We start from the raw sequence: 18564 nt of genomic DNA, 5'->3' as shown, positions 1-18564 counted from the left end.
TCTTCGAAATCTTTAATAAATACCATGTATCCGAAAAAAAGATAAGTTTTAAATTAAAAAAAGATGGAAGGATGGAGGGTGAACCCCTAAATCCTGCCATCTTTAGTTCAACCGGTATTCCCTGTGTGTGAATCCCGACTTTTCCGGTAATCATTTGGTGTGAGACCTGTATATTTCTTAAACATTCGATTGAATGAAGTGATATTCCGGTATCCCACAGCCTCCGCCACTTCTTGGATTTTCATTTGGCTTCCCAACAGAAGAACTGTCGCTTCACGGATCCGCACCTCATTAATGTACTCAACCATATTGATTCCCGTTTTTTCTTTGAAATACGTTGATAAATAACCGCTGCTAATATTCAGTTTTTCGGCCAATGTGTCCAAATAAATTTCATCAGCTAAGTTGTTATTTATATAATCCATCACGAAGGAAGTTATACTATCCTTCCGTTCTTTCTTATCCTGGACTACTTCGGAGATCATCTTCAACCATTGTAGAATCAAGATCTCCAGTTCCCGTGTTGTTACACAGTCACGTATCTGTTCTTCTGAGTTTTCCAGGATCTCGTTCAACTTGATTAGACTAATGACGTCAGTTGGTGCAGCTTGACGGATTCGATCCACTACCGAATCAGCAAAACGCACCCAGGCCGTTGCCGAAACTGTTTGACTGCTCCATTTTTCAAAAAAACGTTTCATCAAAATCATTAAGTCTTCGAGGTTCCCCTCTTTCATATTAGCTCGAAATGCTTTCTCCTGTTCCTTCGTAAAACTGCAGACAACCGTACTAACAGAATTTGAATCAAGAATCTCTGTTTCGTCAATCAGCCTGCGGTTCGCAATGCGTTCATGTACTTCTTTGTACGCTTCAGGAACCTGATCGAAATGATTAAATTTCGAGGTCATTGCGATAGTAATAATGCCGCTGTCGAGATCATGATCGAACACTGACTTCATATTGGAAAGTAAATCATGTAAATCCTCCAACTCATCGATAAATACCATACTCAGAATTTGATTATGTTCAATCTGAATCGTCAATGCTTCCTGAAAGGTCCGGTTCAATTTCACTTCAATGAACACTTTAATATAATATAGCCAGCTTTGGAAAGAACCCTGCACCCAAGTTGCATGTTTCTTTTCTGCGACATGAAAGAGTATAAACACGAAGGGTTGATCAGAAAATTTGAGTTTGGCAATATCACTTTCATGATTCCTAATATCTTTCAAATAATTGAAAAAGGCCCATTGCTTTAGAATCTTATCCTTATCGTTAAACTGGCCGCTGATCATTTCGAACTCATGAATTTTTGAACGGTAAGGCTTATCACCGTGGGTACCGCGCATGGAATGAATCAGCTTTTTTAACGGATTGTTGATACGAGCTGCTAAGAAAAAGGAGATTAGGATACTAACCAAAATCACGACCACAATGACCGCGATCATCGTGAAGTTAAGTCGTGTCTGAGAGCTCAACTGTTCCACAGGAAGTCGGTGAATATAAGTCATTCCACTGCCTGATCCCGTTGAGTAGAAATGATATTTATGATCCAAGATGAATTCATTTTCTCCATTCTCCTTCAGATTGTTCAAAGGAGTAAACGTCTCGGATGCAGAACGCTTAAACATCGTTTCTCCCATTGTATTGTAGATGATAAAATCATCTTCCATGGTCTGGTTGAACGCTTTATACATTTTATCGGCATCAAGAAACACGGCCATATAAAAATCCTGATTATTATTTATCTTAAAAATGATTGGCATATACTCACCGAGATCACGTTCTCGATCACGAAAAGAGTTCGTGAAAAAAGATTCAGCTGGAAACATCCGGTTTGTATAAGGGTCGTCAAATTGTTGGTTCCAAAATTCGAATGGATATTTCTTGCTTTTCATAAATACATTGAACATGGTATCGGGCGTTGTACTTGTGCCTTTCTCCAGAACAAAGTTATGTTTTTTGGAATAAAAAACGATGTTATCGATGAATAAATAAGGATTCGTTACCCAGGTTTGAATATCATTGATGACTTCGGAGTAGTTGGAATAATGAGGTTCACGCTGTAAACGTTGGACAGAGTCATTAAAATAGAACAGAACCATTTGCTTTTTGATCATTTCCAAATGGTTCTCATAGTTTTCCATGGTATTGCGCAGCATGAGAGTGTTGTACTTGACGATTTCTTCCCTGATATTATTTATAGACGCTGAAACGGCATAGTAGGTTAAAGAACCAAGAAGTACAATAATACATAGAAATCCTGTTACTAGCTGCAGAAATAATGAGTTTAATTTCAATCGGAGGTAGCGCAGTGGCTCAAGCTTCATCATTATACCCCCACCCTTCCTGCATTTGAATATAGGAAAACGCTTTAATAGGATCTCTTATCATACTAAGTAGTGTCATACAACATGTCAAATTTGAAGCTTATGACATTACATGGAGTCTGGTTAAATCAACTTCTCCGTGCAGTTGTTTTCCTTGTATAAACCGTTCTAAGTCACGTACAACATAATGGCCAACTCTGAACAACCCGTTGTTTGTTGCCCCAGCAATGTGGGGGATTAATGTAACGTTTGGAAGTGAACGGAAAGGATGATTTATATCCGGCGGCTCGGGCTGAGTCACATCTAAGCAAGCCCACAGTCTGCCTTTCTGTAATTCCGTTACAAGAGCTTCCTCATCAATCAAAGATCCCCTGGCCGTATTTATTAAAATGGCATGATCCTTCATCAGCTTTAAAGTTCGTTCATTCAACATGTGGTTGGTCTCTGGTATGGAGGGCGCGTGGATCGAAACGACATCTGATTGCATAAGAAGCTGATCAAGTCCGACCTTCACAGCTCCCATACTAATAATTTTCTCTTCGGAAACAAATGGATCGTAGACTAAAACGGTGACATCGAACGATTTCAGCAAACGGATGAAATGAGCTCCCGACATTCCTGAGCCAATGACCCCAACAGTCACCTCATAGAGCTCACGTACATGTTCGCGCTGTTTTTCCCATTCACCCTCCCTAGTATTACGGGCAAGCTGCCAAATATTTTTAAGGGATACGATGGTCAAACCCAACGTCGTTTCAGCTACTCCTTGTGCTAATGCATCATTCGCACTACAGACCCGGATTCCCAAAGTGATTACTTCTGGACTTAGAATAGGTTTGACGGATCCCGCCGCATGAGCAATCAATTTCAAATCAGGACATCGACTCAGTATATCTGCATCTAACGAGGGACATCCCCAAGAAGTAATGGCGATATCTGCACCTGCAAGTAACTCAGCCGACTCTTCTTTAGTTGGAACGCCCTCTTTAGGATTCATACGCAAGTTGCCGAGTTGTCGCAGTTGTTCCAATTGTTTTTTATTAAAAACCCGCTCCGTATAATCTAGACCTTGAACCATAACTATATCCAGCATCTTCATTTTAGCGTCTCCCCGTCTGTAGTATGATCTCGCGTATTTCCCAACCATTGATCCAAGAAGACATACGCAAACATCCGTATCTCCTCTGGAAAGTCATGCCCACCCACTCCCATAATTGACTGGAAGCAGTCTTCCTTACCTAACCAACTGTAGAGCTTCTTCAGTTCAAGATTGCCTTCCCCAATTGATTTCCAATGAGGAAAGATATGATCATCCTGACCTGCATAGCTAAAAAAAGGTGTAGGTGCGCATAAAGCGATAATTTCGTGAAATTCAAAGGGAATCTGATCCTTTTTTAAATCTGCTGAAATCTTAGGGATATGGGTGTAGGGGTAACTCCGATAGGTCCAATGATCAGGGCTTGGGTCTCCTGTAAAAGGACTAAACCCGCAGCTGGACACAACAGCCTTGATGCGCTCATCTACACCGGCAAGAAAGTACGCATTATAAGCACCAAATGAATGACCAATGGCCCCAATTGCATTTGGATTCACTTCTTCCAGTGAACATAACACATCAATACCCTGTATATGATCTGTAATATTCTTAGCTACAGTGGACCATCCCGGATGCTGCTCATAAAAAGGATCACTGTTAAATGCCACTTTCCCCGGATAAATGCGTTCACCGGCAGTCAATGCATCCGGCGCAAGCACCACATATCCTCTTTCAACCAGCTCGATGGCATACTTTCGGTTCTTTCTACCTGTAGAAAGGGAAATATCATCCTTACCATACTCAATTGTGGGATGCATGGCAATAACTGCTGGATACCCCAGTCTTGGGAGACGGTGGTCTTCTTTTCTATCCGGAATTAATAAGTAAGCCGTAACTCGGTCTCCAAAGACCGTATCGTATTGAATATGAATCCGGTTATAACCCTGATTTTTACTTTGGGAGATCATTTTCAAATGTAACGGTACACTTGCAGGTATTCCGCCAATGTAATCCAACCAGATCTGTCGAATGCCTGCGAGTTTATCTACCCACTGATTATAGCTTTCAATACTCTTTAACAGCGGCGGAATACCCGTTTGGTTAATCTGCGATAATGTGTACACCAAGGCCGATTCCCCTTTCGTTATAGGAGATCAAGAGCAATACCTGCCAGTAATGAAGCTCCCAGAGGGATGCAATCTTCATTTAAGTTAAATTTCGGATGATGTAGCCCGTAAGCCAGATGCGCATCGGTGTGAGGACCCGAACCCAGCCAGAAAAAGAAGCCAGGCACCTGTTCCAGATACAAGGAGAAATCCTCACCTGCCAGGGTTGGGTTCGCCGTCATTCTCCGGGGCCGACCGATCATTCTGTCGATGACGGATTCGACTTGCCGGACGCAACGATCATTATTCACTAATACCGGAACCTGTCGAATGTATTGAACCAGAGCCTTACAGCGGTAAGCTTCCGCAGTTCGTTCCACAATCCGGTGGATAATCTCCGGGATCGAACGCTGTACATCAGGATTAAAAGTTCGGACTGTTCCCGTCAATTCGGCACTATGGGGGATGACATTGTTGGCCTCTCCCGCATGAATGCTTCCTATCGTAATAACGACCGGATCGAAGGGGGAAATCTCTCTGCTTACCGCTGTTTGAAGAGACATAATGACGGCTGAAGCGCATACGATAGGATCGACGCTTTGATCGGGAATGGCTCCATGGCCTCCTTTGCCTACCAGTGTAATCTCAAGTCGGTCTACAGAACCCATCTGCGCGCCGTAACCTGTAGCTGCCTCGCCTGCGGCCAAGGTAGGCAAATTATGCAGCCCGTATATTTCATCCACCCCATCCAAGGCGCCTTCTTGGATCATTGCCTTGGCACCTGCGTTGATTTCTTCCGCCGATTGGAATAAGAGACGGACTGTTCCGGCGAATTTGCGGCCCGTAAGCAGCCTGGCGGCTCCGATAAGGATGGCAGTATGTGCATCATGACCGCAAGCATGCATTACACCCGGACGAACAGATGCATATTCCAATCCGGTTTCCTCCTGAATCGGAAGAGCATCCATATCCGCCCGGAGCGCAATAATCCGACCCGGCATACCGCCGTAAACATCAGCTATGATTCCATGTCCCCCGACTCCCGTTCTGAAAGATAAGCCTAATGCCTTCAAGCTGTTGGCCACCTTGGCCGCCGTCTCGGACTCCTGAAAGCTGAGTTCAGGAGTCCGATGGAGATCCCTTCTAAACGCAATTAACTCCGTTTCGATATGCCTGCCAGCATCCAGTAAGTTCATCTTAAGTCGGGTCCCCTTCCTTATCAGAATTATCGCTCTGACTAACACTCCCGTACAGGCTTTTCATGATCCGTTTTCCCGTTGGTGTCTGTGCCAACCCTCCCTTGGCCGTTTCTCTATGCGCGTCCGGCATAGAGCTTCCGACTTCAAGCATAACCTGAATAACTTCGTCCGATGGAATCACGCTTTTGACGCCGGAAAGGGCCATATCCGCAGCAGCTAAGGCTGTTACCGCACCGAATCCGTTGCGGACAATGCACGGTATTTCCACAAGTCCGCCCACCGGATCGCATATCAAACCGAGTGAATTTTTCAAAGCCAACCCTACGGCATGAACCGCTTGCTCGGGTGTTCCGCCTCGTAGCTCCGTTAATGCTCCCGCTGCCATTCCGATGGCCGAGCCCACTTCCGCCTGGCACCCTCCTTCCGCTCCGGAAACAAAGGAGTTATTGGCAATGATGTAACCGATAGCCCCTGCGCTGAACAATCCCAAGATAAGACGATCATCATCCCAGTCAAATCGCTCTTGCGAACTAACGAACACACCGGGAATGATTCCGCATGATCCTGCAGTGGGCGTTGCAATGATACGTCCCATGGAAGCATTCACCTCGGAAACGGACAACGCATAGGCCATAGCAGTAGAAGCTTCCAAGCCCAAAGACGGCTGGCCGGATTGCTTATTCTCCCATACCCTCTTTGCATCTCCGCCTGTTAAGCCGCTTCTTGAAACGGTATTCTCCGTCAGTCCTTTGTTCACGGCTTCCTTCATAATTCGATAATATCCAGCCATTTGGTCAAATGTCTGCTGTTCACTTTGCCCGGATTCCAACGCCTGCTCCTGCAACATATACTGGCCTATGGATAACTTATCAACGGTGCATATATCAACCAATTGCTTAAGTGACGTGAAGTTCACACGATTCCCCCCTCTGGTTTACAGTACAAATCCGATGTATGTTGGGCAATGCTGATATGGACTGAACCACGAGCTGCGGAAGCTCCCCATCCATTTCAATAACCGTCAAGGCATCACCCTTTCGTGATTTCCGGTCTACGTCCATGTGACTGATATTGACGCCTGAGTTGCACAGAATACGGGTTACATCGGCAATCATGCCTGTACGATCATCATGGAAAATCAATAAGGTTGGGTACATGGTGGTGAATCTCACATCAAATTCATTCACGTTCGTAATTTCAATATTTCCTCCGCCAATGGACGAGCCTGTTATCCGATCCTCTCGGCAGGATCCCTGTAGGATGATCGTTACGGTATTCGGATGTGCAGTCGGTTTAACCGCCGTTCTGAAGTCAATTCGGATACCAGCCCTTTGAGCCGAATTCAGTGAATCACGAATCCGTGGATCATCCGGGCTATAATCAAGAATACCGCCCACTATAGCCATATCCGTTCCATGTCCGCGATAGGTATCTGCGAAAGAGCCATAGAGCATAATCTCGGCAGACTCAGGCAAACACCCGAATATGCTTCGTGCGGTCAGCCCCAGCCTTACAGCGCCGGCGGTATGCGAGCTGGAGGGCCCGATCATGCTCGGCCCGATGATGGAAAACACATCTTTGAAGCGCATTCCAAGGTCCCTCATTTCACTTAAGCTGCTAGGCTACCCTTTATTGATCCAGCCATTCTTCTAGGTGTGTTCTGACAAACTCATCGTCATTCAGATGCGGATATTCTTGATAGACCCGTTCAATTTCTTCAGCTTGCCCGGGAGACAGCTCTTCTTGTGGATTCAGGCACCATGTTCCCTGCAAGAGTCCTTGTCTTCGCAGTACCTCGTGAATGCCGGGAATACAGCCTGCGAAAAGATGTGCGGGATCGAAGAATGCGGCATTGGTATCCGTCACTTGTACACCTCGCGTCAGCCATTCGCTGGAGATGCCTTCGTTCCCCCTCTGACGCTTGATTTCCTCCAACAGCTCTACTGCTTTCCTTGTCCATACCGCCCAGTGGCCGAGTAATCCGCCAACAATCCTTTTTTCTACAGGAGAACCATCTATCATAAAACGATACTTTGTCAGCAAATCCGCCACAATATTATCGTCATTGCCCGTATATAGAGCGATTTCATCCCGACGCCTGGAACTGCATACTGCCCTAACCACGTCTAGGGTCTGGTAACGGTTGAACGGAGCTATCTTGATGGCGACCACATTCGGGATTTCTGCAAACGTTTTCCAGAAATCGTAAGAGAAAATCCTTCCACCTACAGATGGCTGCATATAAAAACCGATTACCGGAACAACCGCTGCCACTTGTTCCGCTCGCTTTAGCAGGTCTGATTCACTCCAATGGACTAGTCCAGCCATACTCAAGAGTCCAGCATCATAGCCGATCGATGCAGCAGTCTCTGCTTCATCCAGCACCTGCTCGGTTGGTCCGCACAATCCCGCCACCTTGAGGAAGGGACGATCCAATTGTGCTCGATTGACTTCTTCTGCCGCCAACCGCAATACCCGCTCATACAGATTTATCTGTTTGTCTCGAATTTCAAACTGGGTGGAGTGTACTCCAATAGCGATACCTCCCGCACCGGAGGCGACATAATAGCGCGTCAAGGCCCGTTGATGACGTTCATCCAACTTGCGCTGTTCGTTCAATGCCAGCGGGTGAGCCGGTATGACAAGACCATCATGAAGAGCTCTGTTCAATTCGGGTGATAGAGGTTTGACACTCATCTAAAAATTCCCCTTTCTTTCCTGAAAATGCGTAGGTTTATTCCAGGTCTTACCCCCATGCAGAATCCAATCTGCCGTCCAATCGATCATTTGCAAAAGGGAAACCCGTGGATATCCGAACAATTGGTGGGACTTAGAAGCATTGCTGAGCAAAGACGTGTCCGATTCTATCCCTTCAAAAACCGGTGTTTTCCCCAAACGCTTCCCTATCTCCTCTGCCGCCCAACGGATGGACATCGTTTCCGGCCCGGTGATATTCACGATATTCGGCGGATGGGTGCAGACGGTTAAACATCGCAGCGCCATCTCGTTGGCGTCTCCCTGCCAGATAACATTGGCGTGCCCCGTCGCCAGCTGAACCGGCTGTCCTTCGTAGACAGACTTGGCAATCTCCAGCAATACCCCATAGCGCATATCAATCGCATAATTCAGCCGGTAGATCACCATCGGAATATTATATTTATGGGAAAAGTGTTCAAAAATACGTTCTCGTCCCAAACACGACTGCGCGTATTCTCCTTTCGGCTCAGGCATTACCGATTCTGTGACGCCCCCTAGTCCGACAGAAGTAAACGGATACACATTACCAGATGAAAAGACAACAATACGTGAGTTTCTAAACTTCTCGGCTACTCTGCCGGGCAAATAAGCATTCATAGCCCAAGTGAAATGCTCATTCCCTGTGGTGCCGAATTTATTGCCGGCCATATAAATGATATTCGCCACTTCAGGCAAACTTTGCAGGTCGTTGTCGTTCAAGAGATCGCAGGAAATGGTTTCAACACCAGCCTCCTCCAGTTCACGTTTGGACTCCTCATTCGAAAACCGGGATACGCCAATTACCCGTTTACGGATTCCCGCCATTTGGATCGCATGAACAGCCAGCCTCGCCAGGCTAGGCCCCATCTTACCCCCAACCCCCAGCAGCATAATATCTCCATCTAATACGGATAGCTCAGCAATAAGCTTTTCTGAGGGCTCTGCTAATTTTGCTTCCAATTCCGCTATTGTGTTCATGTTCTTAGTCTCCTTCTTTGGGTCTAAGTTACGAATGATCAAGTACATTATAGTCGCTGTTTTTATTTAAAGACAGGACATTAAATAGTCTTTAAATAGCAAAATAAAAGGGGATGTCCCATAATCACTAGGACTTCCCCTCTATGTAAATTATCAGATATGAACTTCCCCTGCAAATATAACCAACCTGTAGATCTGTCTAGGCCTTCCCTTCGGCACTTTTTCCATACCTGTAATCTCCACAAGACCGCTTTCCATCCATTGCGAAAGGAGTCTGTGCATGCTTCGCACCGTTATGTCCAATATATTCGCCAATTCATGCACCTTATAATCGGTTTTACCGGTCCTTGCAAACTGGTTCATCAGCTTACTCAAATAAGCAGACGTCATACCGGCTTCCTCAGCTTTACGGATTAAATCCGTATCCGTTACTGCAAGTGATTTCTCTATAGAGTCCGCCATTTCGAGCGGACCGATAATGGAAAGGTCTTCCCGCAAAATAAAGCAGGCATTTCCTCCTGCCTCCTTGGACTTGCGCAAGGCGTTTCTTGCATGTGTCCCCGCTTCGTTAGCCGAACGTCCGAAGCCGATCCCCATGCTTAAGGTCAGCCCCAATCTCTTGTTCGCATTTCGGGCCAGTGGAATGGATTTATAGCCGCCGGTTTCCCGCTCAAAGATACCCCGGGTCGTAAAAAACAAATACTCGTCCCCACCCATATGCGTCAAGTATCCGTCCAGCGATTCTACATAATCGAGAAGTGTGCGGTGAATATCCAATTTGAATTTTTGGATTTCATGCTCGGATGAATGCTGTTGAACCGATTTTCCGAAATTATCGACATTCACCATGCCAACCACAATCTGTGATTCTTTGCTCTTTCTCGTCTCTGTCGACAGAAGGGCTCTTTCCAATGCAACGGTAATATTCTGGTCTGTCGGGACGACCCATTCATTAGGGACACCTAAGCCCGTTAGTGCTAACGAAACGGACTCTTCCGCCGTTAACGCTGCATGACCGTGACCGTTCTCGTAATGCTCCCTATGAAACCGGATCAACTCTTCCCTTGAAGCATACGGTGAGCCATCAAAATAGACTGCAGTCACGGAAGTCTCTTCAATTTCTTTAAACGCATTCTCCACCATGGGTTTGCTTAATGTATCTATGGTCAATTGGACCGGATTATTCAGCCCGTGCCGGTCTTTTAACCGGTACAAGGCCCGGAACAATCCCGTATCTGTGAGAGGGACATAATGGATAGGCACATTCAAGTGCGTCTCTTCCCTTACTCTCCGGTAAGGCATCGGTCCGGATAGGAGCAACACCTCGATTTCATCCGCAATGGCCTCCGCTAATCCGGGCGCTTCATCTTCCATCCCGTATACTTTTGGTATCGGATAAAAGGATGGAAAATTCTGAATCACCTTCAACATTTTTTTGACCAGCGCATCCGGACCAATGATTCCGATGGGAATCCCTTTAGCTGGGTTCTTCTTATAGTTGGGCATAGGTACATCCCTTTCGAGATTTATCATCGTCCAAAAAGTATATCATACCGTGCTAATCGGCTTCTAGCTACCGCTGCAAAAGTATAGAGTAAACTAATAATTGCGGCTTTCGACAATAAAAACAAGCTGACAACCGGTCGTCTACGGTGTCAACTTGTTTTAAGTATATTCTTTTAAATTACGGCGTCGAGTTCATCTTCATCATGGCTGCCGCTGGGATTAATTACCTCTACCAGCACACGGTTAGGAATACATATAATCTGCTGATGAGGTCTTGATTTGAAGCCCATCTGCATCGATATTTTGTTCGGACAATCGGCAAAAACCATCTGAATTCCGTAGTCGAACACCTTCAGTGTATTATGACCGTATTTGGTATGAATTTCGATTACTTGCTCTTCTTTTGCCAGATTAACAGTTTTATACGGTTTGCCATTCACCGTAATTTGAGCTGCCAGTTGACCTACAATATACTCTTCGTTGCGCGTATCCAGCCACTTAATGCCATAAATCAAGCCTACAATCAGCAGCACAGCCCCAATGATCATAAAATCCCCAAGTTTTATTTTTAACAAAGTACTAATCCTCTCTTCTTTCCAACGCACTCCCCGCATATCCCGTAAATTTCGAATTTATGTGAGGTTACTTCAAATGCATCAGGTGGACTGATTCCACTATCGATCGGACAAAAGTCAAGAGGGTAGGTTTTATGGCACTCCGTGCATATGAAGTGATGGTGATGGTGGTCCAGCCCACATCTTACTTTGAAACGAATTCCTTCCTTAAAATCAAATTGCTCTATTAATCCAATTTTGACCAGTAGCCTCAAGTTTCGATAAACTGTATCATAACTAACACCCGGAATGTACTTAGCTATAAAGGAATGAATTTGACGTGGAATTACAAATCCTTTAGTAAATGAGAACACTTCCGCAATTAGCTTGCGTTGTGTAGTAATACGGATGCCATGCGCCTGCATTGCTTCTACCATACCTCCCCATTGACTTTCCACTTCCTCATCTCCTTTATGCATAATATGACCTAGTGTCTAGTGTCGGAAACACAGTTCTATTCGTTAAGTGCTGTCTTTAATGACTCAAGGTTCTGCTTCATCACTACGACGTAATCAAGGTTGTTTGAAATATCTTCTTCAGTCAAACCTTCAACCGGATTCAACACAGCTGACTTGGCACCGATCTCCGCAGCAATAGTATCAGCTACTTTAGAGGATACAAGAGTCTCAAAAAATATAGTTTTTACATTATGATCCTTAGCAAATTTTACAACCTCAGCCATTTGGGCGGCAGACGGTTCTTGTTCAGGAGATAATCCTGCAATGGGCACTTGGGTCAGGCCGTACTCTTTTGCTAAATATCCGAAGGCTGCATGCTGAGTAATGAAGTCCTTTCGCAATGTATCCTTCAGCTCATCCCTAAAATCCTGATCAAGTATCTCCAGTTTTGTTACATAAGCATCTGCATTTGCCTTGAATGCATCTGCATGCTGTGGAGCAGCTTTGGCAAGAGCAACTTCAATATTGCGAACTTCCTGAATAGCCAATCTTGGTGATAACCATACATGTGGATCCAGTTCACCATGATCATGCTCTTCTTCAACTGCATGATCATCCTCTTCTTCATGCTCTTCTTCTGAACCTTCCATCATCTCAATGCCTTTGCTTGCCTCGACAGCTATTAGATGATCGCCTGCGCTATCCAATACTTGTTCAATCCAACCCTCCATGCCCGCACCGTTATAAATAAGCACATCGGCATCGGTAATCCCGGTCATGTCCTGTGGTGTTGGCTCCCAGTCATGTGGTTCAACGCCAGCTGGTACTAGATTCTCAACATCAGCCAAGTCACCGGCTACATTGCGGGTGAACTCATAAATCGGGTAAAAACTTGTTTTGACCTTCAACTTTTCTGCTGAAGGGGTTGACGTAGCTTCTGCAGCATTGGAAGGAGTTACGGATGCATTTCCTCCATTTGTGCTAGCAGTGTTGTTATTTAAACCGCAACCAGCGAGAAGTAGTATGGCTGACAGAGACAGGATACCAAAAAGGTGAGTACAAATTTTCATAGTGTTAATTTACTCCTTTTTTTAAATGGTTTATGAATGCTTCGCCTATTTTTGATTTGAATTAATTTCTGTGTGGCAATTGTGATTAACAAAAAGAACAATAGAATTAAGGCTATGGTACCTCCAGGAGGTGTATTGATATAGTAGGACGCGGTCAAACCGCAAAACACTCCTGTCAGCCCCGTTCCAACAGATACCGCAATGGCCGCAGCAAAACCGGAAGCCACGCGCAGCGATAGCGAGGCTGGTAACACCATCAGAGCAGAAACAAGCAATACACCGACCACCGGCATTGCAGCAGCCACCGTCATTCCCGTCAGTACTGCAAAGGAAAAGGATAACAGAGAGACACGTACACCAGAGATTTTGGCAGTTTCTTCATCAAAGGTTAAGTTATAAAGCGGTCTGCGTAATAGGATGAAATACAATAGTCCGACCACGGCTACACCGGCAATAAGAAGGAGTTGCAAGTTGCTAACTGCAACAATGGATCCAAATAAGTAAGAACTGAAGCTTTTGCTTAAATTTTGATTTAAACTCATCAATACGATTGCAAGCGCCAATCCTGAGGTCATAATAATGGCTACAGGAAGCTCACTATATGTACGATAAGAACTACGGAGCTGCTCAATGACTAGTCCTCCTACCACAGCTACTACAAACCCGGTAATGGCTGGATTCACATGAAGCACTGATCCTAGAGCAACACCTGCCAGCGAAACGTGTGAGAGTGTATCTGCCATCAAAACTTGCCGACGTAGCATAAGATATACTCCTATCAAAGGAGCGATTATTCCGATCAGCCCTCCGGCCCAAAATGCGCGCTGCATGAATTCGTAACTAAACATCGCCAACCTTCGTTCTCCTTTCGTTCCAAACTAATCAGCGTGTCTAGATAAGGTCTGGTTTCTTCAAGTCCATGAGTGACCATAATGACGGTTCTTCCATGATGCTTAACATAATGTTGCAGCAACTCATAAAGACCTAATCTACTGGAAGCATCCATACCTGTCGCAGGCTCATCTAACACAAGTACTTGCGGCTCCTGTGCAAGAGCACGTGCAATGCATACGCGTTGTTTCTGCCCTCCCGAAAGTTCCCCTATTTTTCGATTGCGGTATTCCCACATATCTACCTGCTTCAAGCTTTGCTCTACAATATGTTCTTGTTGGGAAGAAAAGCGCTTGAACAATCCCAATCTCGAATAACATCCCGAACGAACCAGTTCAATCACCTTACTGGGGAATCCTGAATTAAAAGATGCGACTTGCTGCGGAACATAGCCAACTATAGCCTTCGTTCCATCACTCAATACATGATTGAATTGAAGCGAACCACTCCAAGGTTTAATCAAACCTAGCATTAATTTCAATAAGGTAGACTTTGCCGCTCCATTTGGTCCAGCAATACCAATGAATTCACCTGTTTTAATCTCAAGCGACAATTCCTCAATCACTGGCTCACTTCCATATCCGAACACTACATCTTGCATCGAAGATAAAATCATAATATAGTTCTTCCTTTTCGAGTTCTTAATCGTAATGATTACGTATATGCGATGATAATATCGTAATAATTACGATTTGTAAACCCCAAATACATAAAAAGAGGTTTTGTGTGGATCCAGAATTGACACAATAGCGTCAGTTTAAGGACGGACAGTACTCTTCATATGACAGAACGATATGCTCAACTTTTAGTGAACAACTCTCTATAATCGCCTTACGTTTCGCTTTCAGAACAATCTGTTCAATATCTGCAAAACTGCAACCGGCAAGCCGCACGCAGACTTCTTCCGTTAAGCCTGTTTCCCCCTCGAATCCGTTAATCAATAGATCTATATATTGACGTCTGCTTAATTCATCTGGCAGGGAGTAGATCATTTTTGTATCAAATCTTCTCCAAATTGCCCGATCCAGTTCATTCTCCAGATTGGTTGCCGCTACAAAAATGCTGCTGTCCCCAAAATCATCAAGGCATTGAAGTAAGGTATTTACGGCACGTGCCATTTCTTTAACCTCATCATTGCTTTCACGAGTTCTTGCAATCGCATCAAATTCATCAAGAAACAGGACACAAGGTGAAGCTTTGGCATACTCAAAAATTTTTCTAATATTGCTGCCAGTCTCACCTAAGTGGCTGTGAATAATCGCATCCAATCGAACGAGGATAAGTGGAAGCTCCAGCATTTGAGCGATATAAAATGCCGTCAATGTTTTCCCTGTGCCCGGTGGACCATACATAACGACTTTATTGGGAATTGGCACTTGATGTTCTTCAAATGTGTCTCTCATTCCTAAAATGGTAATGAATTCTTCGACAATCTTTCGATTCATATCTGGAAGTATGAGATGTCTAACCTTTTTAGCACATTCTTTGGGTGTATAGTATGTACCCATATCAATTCCTTTTGCTCTTGGGAGACGCTGATTAGTGCTGCTTTTGTTCATTTATATTGAAGCTCCTTTGATATGATTTGTTAGCTGACGGTATCTCGGTCTCCTCACTCTGTTCGCTGCCCCACAATAATCATACGTGGTGACAACCGTTGATCATATTCCCCTTCATCGTAGTCGCCATATACTGCATTAATGGACAAGTTTGCTTCCGTAAGCATTTCCGTCAGTCTATGGATAGAATATAGCTTCACCTGTTCTTCATATTGGCGTGCTTCGGTACCTTCTTCCAATAACCTAATCCTTTTCTCAACAAATCCGTCACGAACCCTTCGGTTCTCCTTAATGATTGTCTCTCCTTCTTTTCGTTCGGAAAAAGGAATTAAATGATCCTTTGTATATTCAGCATTTAAATAATCAATTATAAATTTACCATGCGGTTTCAACGCTCTCTCCATTTGTTGTAAAACTTTAATTTGCTCTTCATCTTTCTCGAAATACCCAAATGATGTGAAAAGATTAACCACCGCATCGAATGTGCCTTCAATATTTTCTCCCTCGGGTAACATTCGCATATCGCTTTGAATCCAGCGAATACGACGCTGCTTATCCAATGCTATAGCCTCGCACAATAACACATGGGATAAGTCTATTCCAGTTACCTTGAACCCTGCATCTGAGAGTGCGAACGCATGTCTTCCCATCCCGCAGCATAAATCGAGTACTTCGCTACCTTCGGTAAGATTAAGCCATTTCACCATTTTTTGAACTTCATCTAACGCCCCTTGTATATTGCGATGCTTGTAGATCAGCATGTAATCCTCACCGAAACTTTTTTCAAACCAAGGATCAACAGACGGTTGTACCATTTCATTACCTCCCCATTCTGATATCCAGCAGTTTTGTTATGTGTTTTTTTCAATTCCTTTTACGGAGATGCCCGTCGGTACAAATTTCTGATTATAATGATATACGACTTGGGATTCCAGAAGCTTACCCTCAAGATGTCTTTGAACAAGGTCTTTGCCGGACTGTGGGTCAATATCCTTGTACCACACACCTTCCGGATAAGCGATAACTACGCAGGCATCACTACATCGACCGTTACACTGTGTTCGGGATGTGTGAATTAGTGCATCTGCATTCTGATTCTTGATTTCTTCACGTATCGATTCTGTAACTTCATCAGCTCCAAGCTTCAGACAAGTACCTCCATTACAGATTAAGAAGTGACATTGAGCATGTTCCAGATTCCAAGTTGTCATTTTCATTTCACTCCCTTGTTTGAATATTTATTCGTAACCATTACGATTAATTGTAGTGCAATTTTTATTTACCCGCAACTCCATTTTTTTAACTCCCCCACTTTTATTTGCCCGAATTGAGTTACATATTCGAAAAACCAAAAAACGGAGACCTAATTACAGGCCTCCGTTTTTTTAAAATATATGATCTCCACATAGCTCTATTTATCCTTCTATCACATCGGCTTGCAAATCAGCTGCAATCTCAATCATTTTGGGAACTATAGCTTCGTTTGAAATGGCTACATATATATCCCCCATGTAATGCCGAAAGGGAATTTCCGCGTCCCCATGCCTCCACATAAAAAAATCCCCTTCGATCGACATAGTGTTTTCTGGACCTATTACGGTGAAAACATGTGAGTACATAAAGTCGGATTTGGATGCAAAGTAATCTTTGCACTCTTCCAAAGAAATGGATTGCTCTGTGTTATTTTCTTGCATGGATCTTGTGATACGAAAACGCTGATTCATTAAGATACCTCCAACATGTATTAGTCTCAACCTTGACTACAAAACACTATATTCGCATTCCCTAAGTGGATTGTCAAAACCACGTATGTTCAAGTAGAATCAACTACTTAATATAATCATCTAACATATTATTTAAATCTCTTGCAATGTTGCTGATGTCAGCATATGAATCAAAATTGCACAACACAATCACTACGTTCTTTGTTTCCCGGTTTTTAAGAATAACTGAGCTATATCCAAATATATTTCCGCCGTGTCCCACGAGGTTTTCGGGACCGGCAAATACAAACCAACCATAAGCGTAACTTGCTACATCTTTTTCAACGACAATCTTTGGTGTAAACATTGTGTCTAAAGAGGCCGCGGTTATTAATTTATTAGTGTACAACGCTTGATCCCATAAGTAGAGATCTTCCACAGTGGAATATAATGCCCCTGCTGAGAAGGCTAATGACATATCAATATTATAGAATGGATCAGAATGTTCTTCCACTGTTCCTTCATATCCTTTTGCATGATTATCCTCATTGTAGATATTATTGTCATACCCTGAATCTAACATATGAAGAGGTCTCAAAATATTGTTATTAATATAGTCTGTATATGATTCTTTTGAGACTTTCTCAATAATATAGCCTAATAAAACATAATTTGAATTACTATAGCTGAATTGTGTTCCTGGAGTGAATTTAAGAGGTTCTTGTTTAAATGTATTAATGAGCTCATAAGGAGAGGTATATTGTTGAAATAAAGGAGAGGACAAGAGATAGGTCGAGAGATATTCTTGAATTCCGGACGTATGGGATAAGAGATGATGTAAGGTGATTTGATCTCCATTGGGATAATCGGGAATATATCTATTAAGCGTATCCTTCACATTAACTAGACCTTGCTCTTGAAGTTTCATAATACTTAATGAAGTGAATTGTTTTGTCACTGAACCTATTCTAAAACGTGTAGTAGGTGTATTTGGTATTCCTTTTTCAAAATTGGCCATTCCGTACCCTTTGCTTATCCAGATGTCACCTTCTTTAGCCATGAGAATAGAACCATTAAACTTTTTGTCTTTTAGATACTTATCTACCCGCACCTCCATGTCGTTATTTGTTTTCCTTGAAATAATTTCTTTAGATTCCGAGGAGCAAGCAGATAGTATACAAAAAACTAGTGCTATAATAGCAATCCTTTTTATGTGAGTTATCATGAGTAATAACTCCTCCATTCCTTTATTTACTAGAAAATATATTTAATGTTACGTCACAATGTGATATGAGGTTTCATAATGAATGTAAAGAAAAAAAGTCCCAATCCTTTTACAAGGGGGACTTTTGAAATGATTTTTTCTAAACGAAGAATATCTGACTAAATGGGTTGGAGACTGCGTTCAATCAAAACTTAAAAGCATCATTTACCGCAT

General features: G+C 43.5%; 19 protein-coding genes. All 19 read right to left on the bottom strand.

Annotation, left to right across the window (positions count from 1 at the left end):
* Positions 1–107: 107 nt before the first annotated feature.
* A complete protein-coding gene (locus PWYN_RS19900; protein WP_084146814.1) occupies positions 108–2333 on the bottom strand; it encodes a helix-turn-helix domain-containing protein in 2226 nt (741 codons plus the stop codon).
* Positions 2334–2430: 97 nt separating this feature from the next.
* Positions 2431–3429, bottom strand: coding sequence for a hydroxyacid dehydrogenase (locus PWYN_RS19895; RefSeq protein WP_036655496.1), 999 nt, complete (start codon positions 3427–3429; stop codon positions 2431–2433).
* Positions 3426–4490 carry a dienelactone hydrolase family protein gene (locus PWYN_RS29355; protein ID WP_157261226.1) on the bottom strand — a complete coding sequence of 355 codons (1065 nt, stop codon included), beginning with the start codon at positions 4488–4490 and terminating at the stop codon, positions 3426–3428. Before PWYN_RS29355 ends, PWYN_RS19895 begins: the two co-directional genes overlap by 4 nt.
* 20 nt (positions 4491–4510) lie before the next feature.
* Positions 4511–5668 (bottom strand): M20 metallopeptidase family protein, encoded by a 1158-nt coding sequence (locus tag PWYN_RS19885; RefSeq protein ID WP_036655495.1) that lies wholly within the window; start codon positions 5666–5668, stop codon positions 4511–4513.
* A gap of 1 nt (position 5669) precedes the next feature.
* The gene (sdaAA, locus tag PWYN_RS19880) at positions 5670–6587 is read right to left on the bottom strand and encodes an L-serine ammonia-lyase, iron-sulfur-dependent, subunit alpha (RefSeq protein WP_036655494.1); all 918 of its coding nucleotides are present in this window, start codon (positions 6585–6587) and stop codon (positions 5670–5672) included.
* A complete protein-coding gene (gene sdaAB, locus PWYN_RS19875; RefSeq protein ID WP_036655493.1) occupies positions 6568–7260 on the bottom strand; it encodes an L-serine ammonia-lyase, iron-sulfur-dependent subunit beta in 693 nt (230 codons plus the stop codon). Before sdaAB ends, sdaAA begins: the two co-directional genes overlap by 20 nt.
* Before the next feature lie 40 nt (positions 7261–7300).
* Positions 7301–8368, bottom strand: coding sequence for a dihydrodipicolinate synthase family protein (locus tag PWYN_RS19870; RefSeq protein WP_036655492.1), 1068 nt, complete (start codon positions 8366–8368; stop codon positions 7301–7303).
* Entirely contained in the window at positions 8369–9385 is a 1017-nt protein-coding gene (locus PWYN_RS19865; RefSeq protein WP_036655491.1) for an NAD-dependent epimerase/dehydratase family protein, read from the bottom strand.
* Between the two features lie 153 nt (positions 9386–9538).
* Positions 9539–10891 (bottom strand): GGDEF domain-containing protein, encoded by a 1353-nt coding sequence (locus tag PWYN_RS19860; RefSeq protein ID WP_036655490.1) that lies wholly within the window; start codon positions 10889–10891, stop codon positions 9539–9541.
* Between the two features lie 173 nt (positions 10892–11064).
* Positions 11065–11466 (bottom strand): NusG domain II-containing protein, encoded by a 402-nt coding sequence (locus PWYN_RS19855; RefSeq protein ID WP_052088194.1) that lies wholly within the window; start codon positions 11464–11466, stop codon positions 11065–11067.
* Positions 11460–11903, bottom strand: coding sequence for a Fur family transcriptional regulator (locus PWYN_RS19850; protein ID WP_052088192.1), 444 nt, complete (start codon positions 11901–11903; stop codon positions 11460–11462). The genes PWYN_RS19855 and PWYN_RS19850 overlap by 7 nt, the downstream gene beginning before the upstream one ends.
* A 56-nt stretch (positions 11904–11959) precedes the next feature.
* A complete protein-coding gene (locus PWYN_RS19845; protein ID WP_036655488.1) occupies positions 11960–12973 on the bottom strand; it encodes a metal ABC transporter substrate-binding protein in 1014 nt (337 codons plus the stop codon).
* Positions 12970–13827: a metal ABC transporter permease gene (locus PWYN_RS19840; RefSeq protein WP_036655487.1), complete on the bottom strand. Its 858-nt coding sequence runs from the start codon at positions 13825–13827 to the stop codon at positions 12970–12972. The genes PWYN_RS19845 and PWYN_RS19840 overlap by 4 nt, the downstream gene beginning before the upstream one ends.
* Positions 13773–14480 carry a metal ABC transporter ATP-binding protein gene (locus tag PWYN_RS19835; RefSeq protein ID WP_036655486.1) on the bottom strand — a complete coding sequence of 236 codons (708 nt, stop codon included), beginning with the start codon at positions 14478–14480 and terminating at the stop codon, positions 13773–13775. The genes PWYN_RS19840 and PWYN_RS19835 overlap by 55 nt, the downstream gene beginning before the upstream one ends.
* Positions 14481–14616: 136 nt before the next feature.
* Positions 14617–15423, bottom strand: coding sequence for an AAA family ATPase (locus PWYN_RS19830; protein ID WP_036655485.1), 807 nt, complete (start codon positions 15421–15423; stop codon positions 14617–14619).
* A gap of 53 nt (positions 15424–15476) precedes the next feature.
* Positions 15477–16238: a class I SAM-dependent methyltransferase gene (locus PWYN_RS19825; RefSeq protein WP_036655484.1), complete on the bottom strand. Its 762-nt coding sequence runs from the start codon at positions 16236–16238 to the stop codon at positions 15477–15479.
* A gap of 36 nt (positions 16239–16274) precedes the next feature.
* Positions 16275–16634, bottom strand: a complete 360-nt coding sequence (locus PWYN_RS19820; protein ID WP_036655483.1) for a (2Fe-2S) ferredoxin domain-containing protein — start codon at positions 16632–16634, stop codon at positions 16275–16277.
* 204 nt (positions 16635–16838) lie between these two features.
* On the bottom strand, positions 16839–17147 hold the full coding sequence (locus PWYN_RS19815; RefSeq protein WP_036655482.1) for a hypothetical protein: 309 nt from the start codon (positions 17145–17147) through the stop codon (positions 16839–16841).
* 103 nt (positions 17148–17250) lie between these two features.
* A complete protein-coding gene (locus PWYN_RS19810) occupies positions 17251–18351 on the bottom strand; it encodes a serine hydrolase domain-containing protein (RefSeq protein ID WP_036655481.1) in 1101 nt (366 codons plus the stop codon).
* Between the last annotated feature and the right edge of the window lie 213 nt (positions 18352–18564).

Source organism: Paenibacillus wynnii, from assembly GCF_000757885.1.
Taxonomy (GTDB): Bacteria; Bacillota; Bacilli; order Paenibacillales; family Paenibacillaceae; genus Paenibacillus_AQ; species Paenibacillus_AQ wynnii.
Note: the sequence above shows the minus strand (reverse complement) of the source record. Positions and strands in the feature narration are given on the sequence as shown.

Excerpts from the sequence above, each read along its gene's own strand:
- PWYN_RS19900 (WP_084146814.1), bottom strand. The coding sequence starts at position 2,333 with ATGATGAAGCTTGAGCCACTGCGCTACCTCCGATTGAAATTAAACTCA.
- PWYN_RS19895 (WP_036655496.1), bottom strand. The coding sequence starts at position 3,429 with ATGAAGATGCTGGATATAGTTATGGTTCAAGGTCTAGATTATACGGAG.
- PWYN_RS19885 (WP_036655495.1), bottom strand. The coding sequence starts at position 5,668 with ATGAACTTACTGGATGCTGGCAGGCATATCGAAACGGAGTTAATTGCG.
- sdaAB (WP_036655493.1), bottom strand. The coding sequence starts at position 7,260 with ATGCGCTTCAAAGATGTGTTTTCCATCATCGGGCCGAGCATGATCGGG.
- PWYN_RS19870 (WP_036655492.1), bottom strand. The coding sequence starts at position 8,368 with ATGAGTGTCAAACCTCTATCACCCGAATTGAACAGAGCTCTTCATGAT.
- PWYN_RS19865 (WP_036655491.1), bottom strand. The coding sequence starts at position 9,385 with ATGAACACAATAGCGGAATTGGAAGCAAAATTAGCAGAGCCCTCAGAA.
- PWYN_RS19860 (WP_036655490.1), bottom strand. The coding sequence starts at position 10,891 with ATGCCCAACTATAAGAAGAACCCAGCTAAAGGGATTCCCATCGGAATC.
- PWYN_RS19845 (WP_036655488.1), bottom strand. The coding sequence starts at position 12,973 with ATGAAAATTTGTACTCACCTTTTTGGTATCCTGTCTCTGTCAGCCATA.
- PWYN_RS19835 (WP_036655486.1), bottom strand. The coding sequence starts at position 14,480 with ATGATTTTATCTTCGATGCAAGATGTAGTGTTCGGATATGGAAGTGAG.
- PWYN_RS19830 (WP_036655485.1), bottom strand. The coding sequence starts at position 15,423 with ATGAACAAAAGCAGCACTAATCAGCGTCTCCCAAGAGCAAAAGGAATT.
- PWYN_RS19825 (WP_036655484.1), bottom strand. The coding sequence starts at position 16,238 with ATGGTACAACCGTCTGTTGATCCTTGGTTTGAAAAAAGTTTCGGTGAG.
- PWYN_RS19820 (WP_036655483.1), bottom strand. The coding sequence starts at position 16,634 with ATGACAACTTGGAATCTGGAACATGCTCAATGTCACTTCTTAATCTGT.
- PWYN_RS19815 (WP_036655482.1), bottom strand. The coding sequence starts at position 17,147 with ATGAATCAGCGTTTTCGTATCACAAGATCCATGCAAGAAAATAACACA.
- PWYN_RS19810 (WP_036655481.1), bottom strand. The coding sequence starts at position 18,351 with ATGATAACTCACATAAAAAGGATTGCTATTATAGCACTAGTTTTTTGT.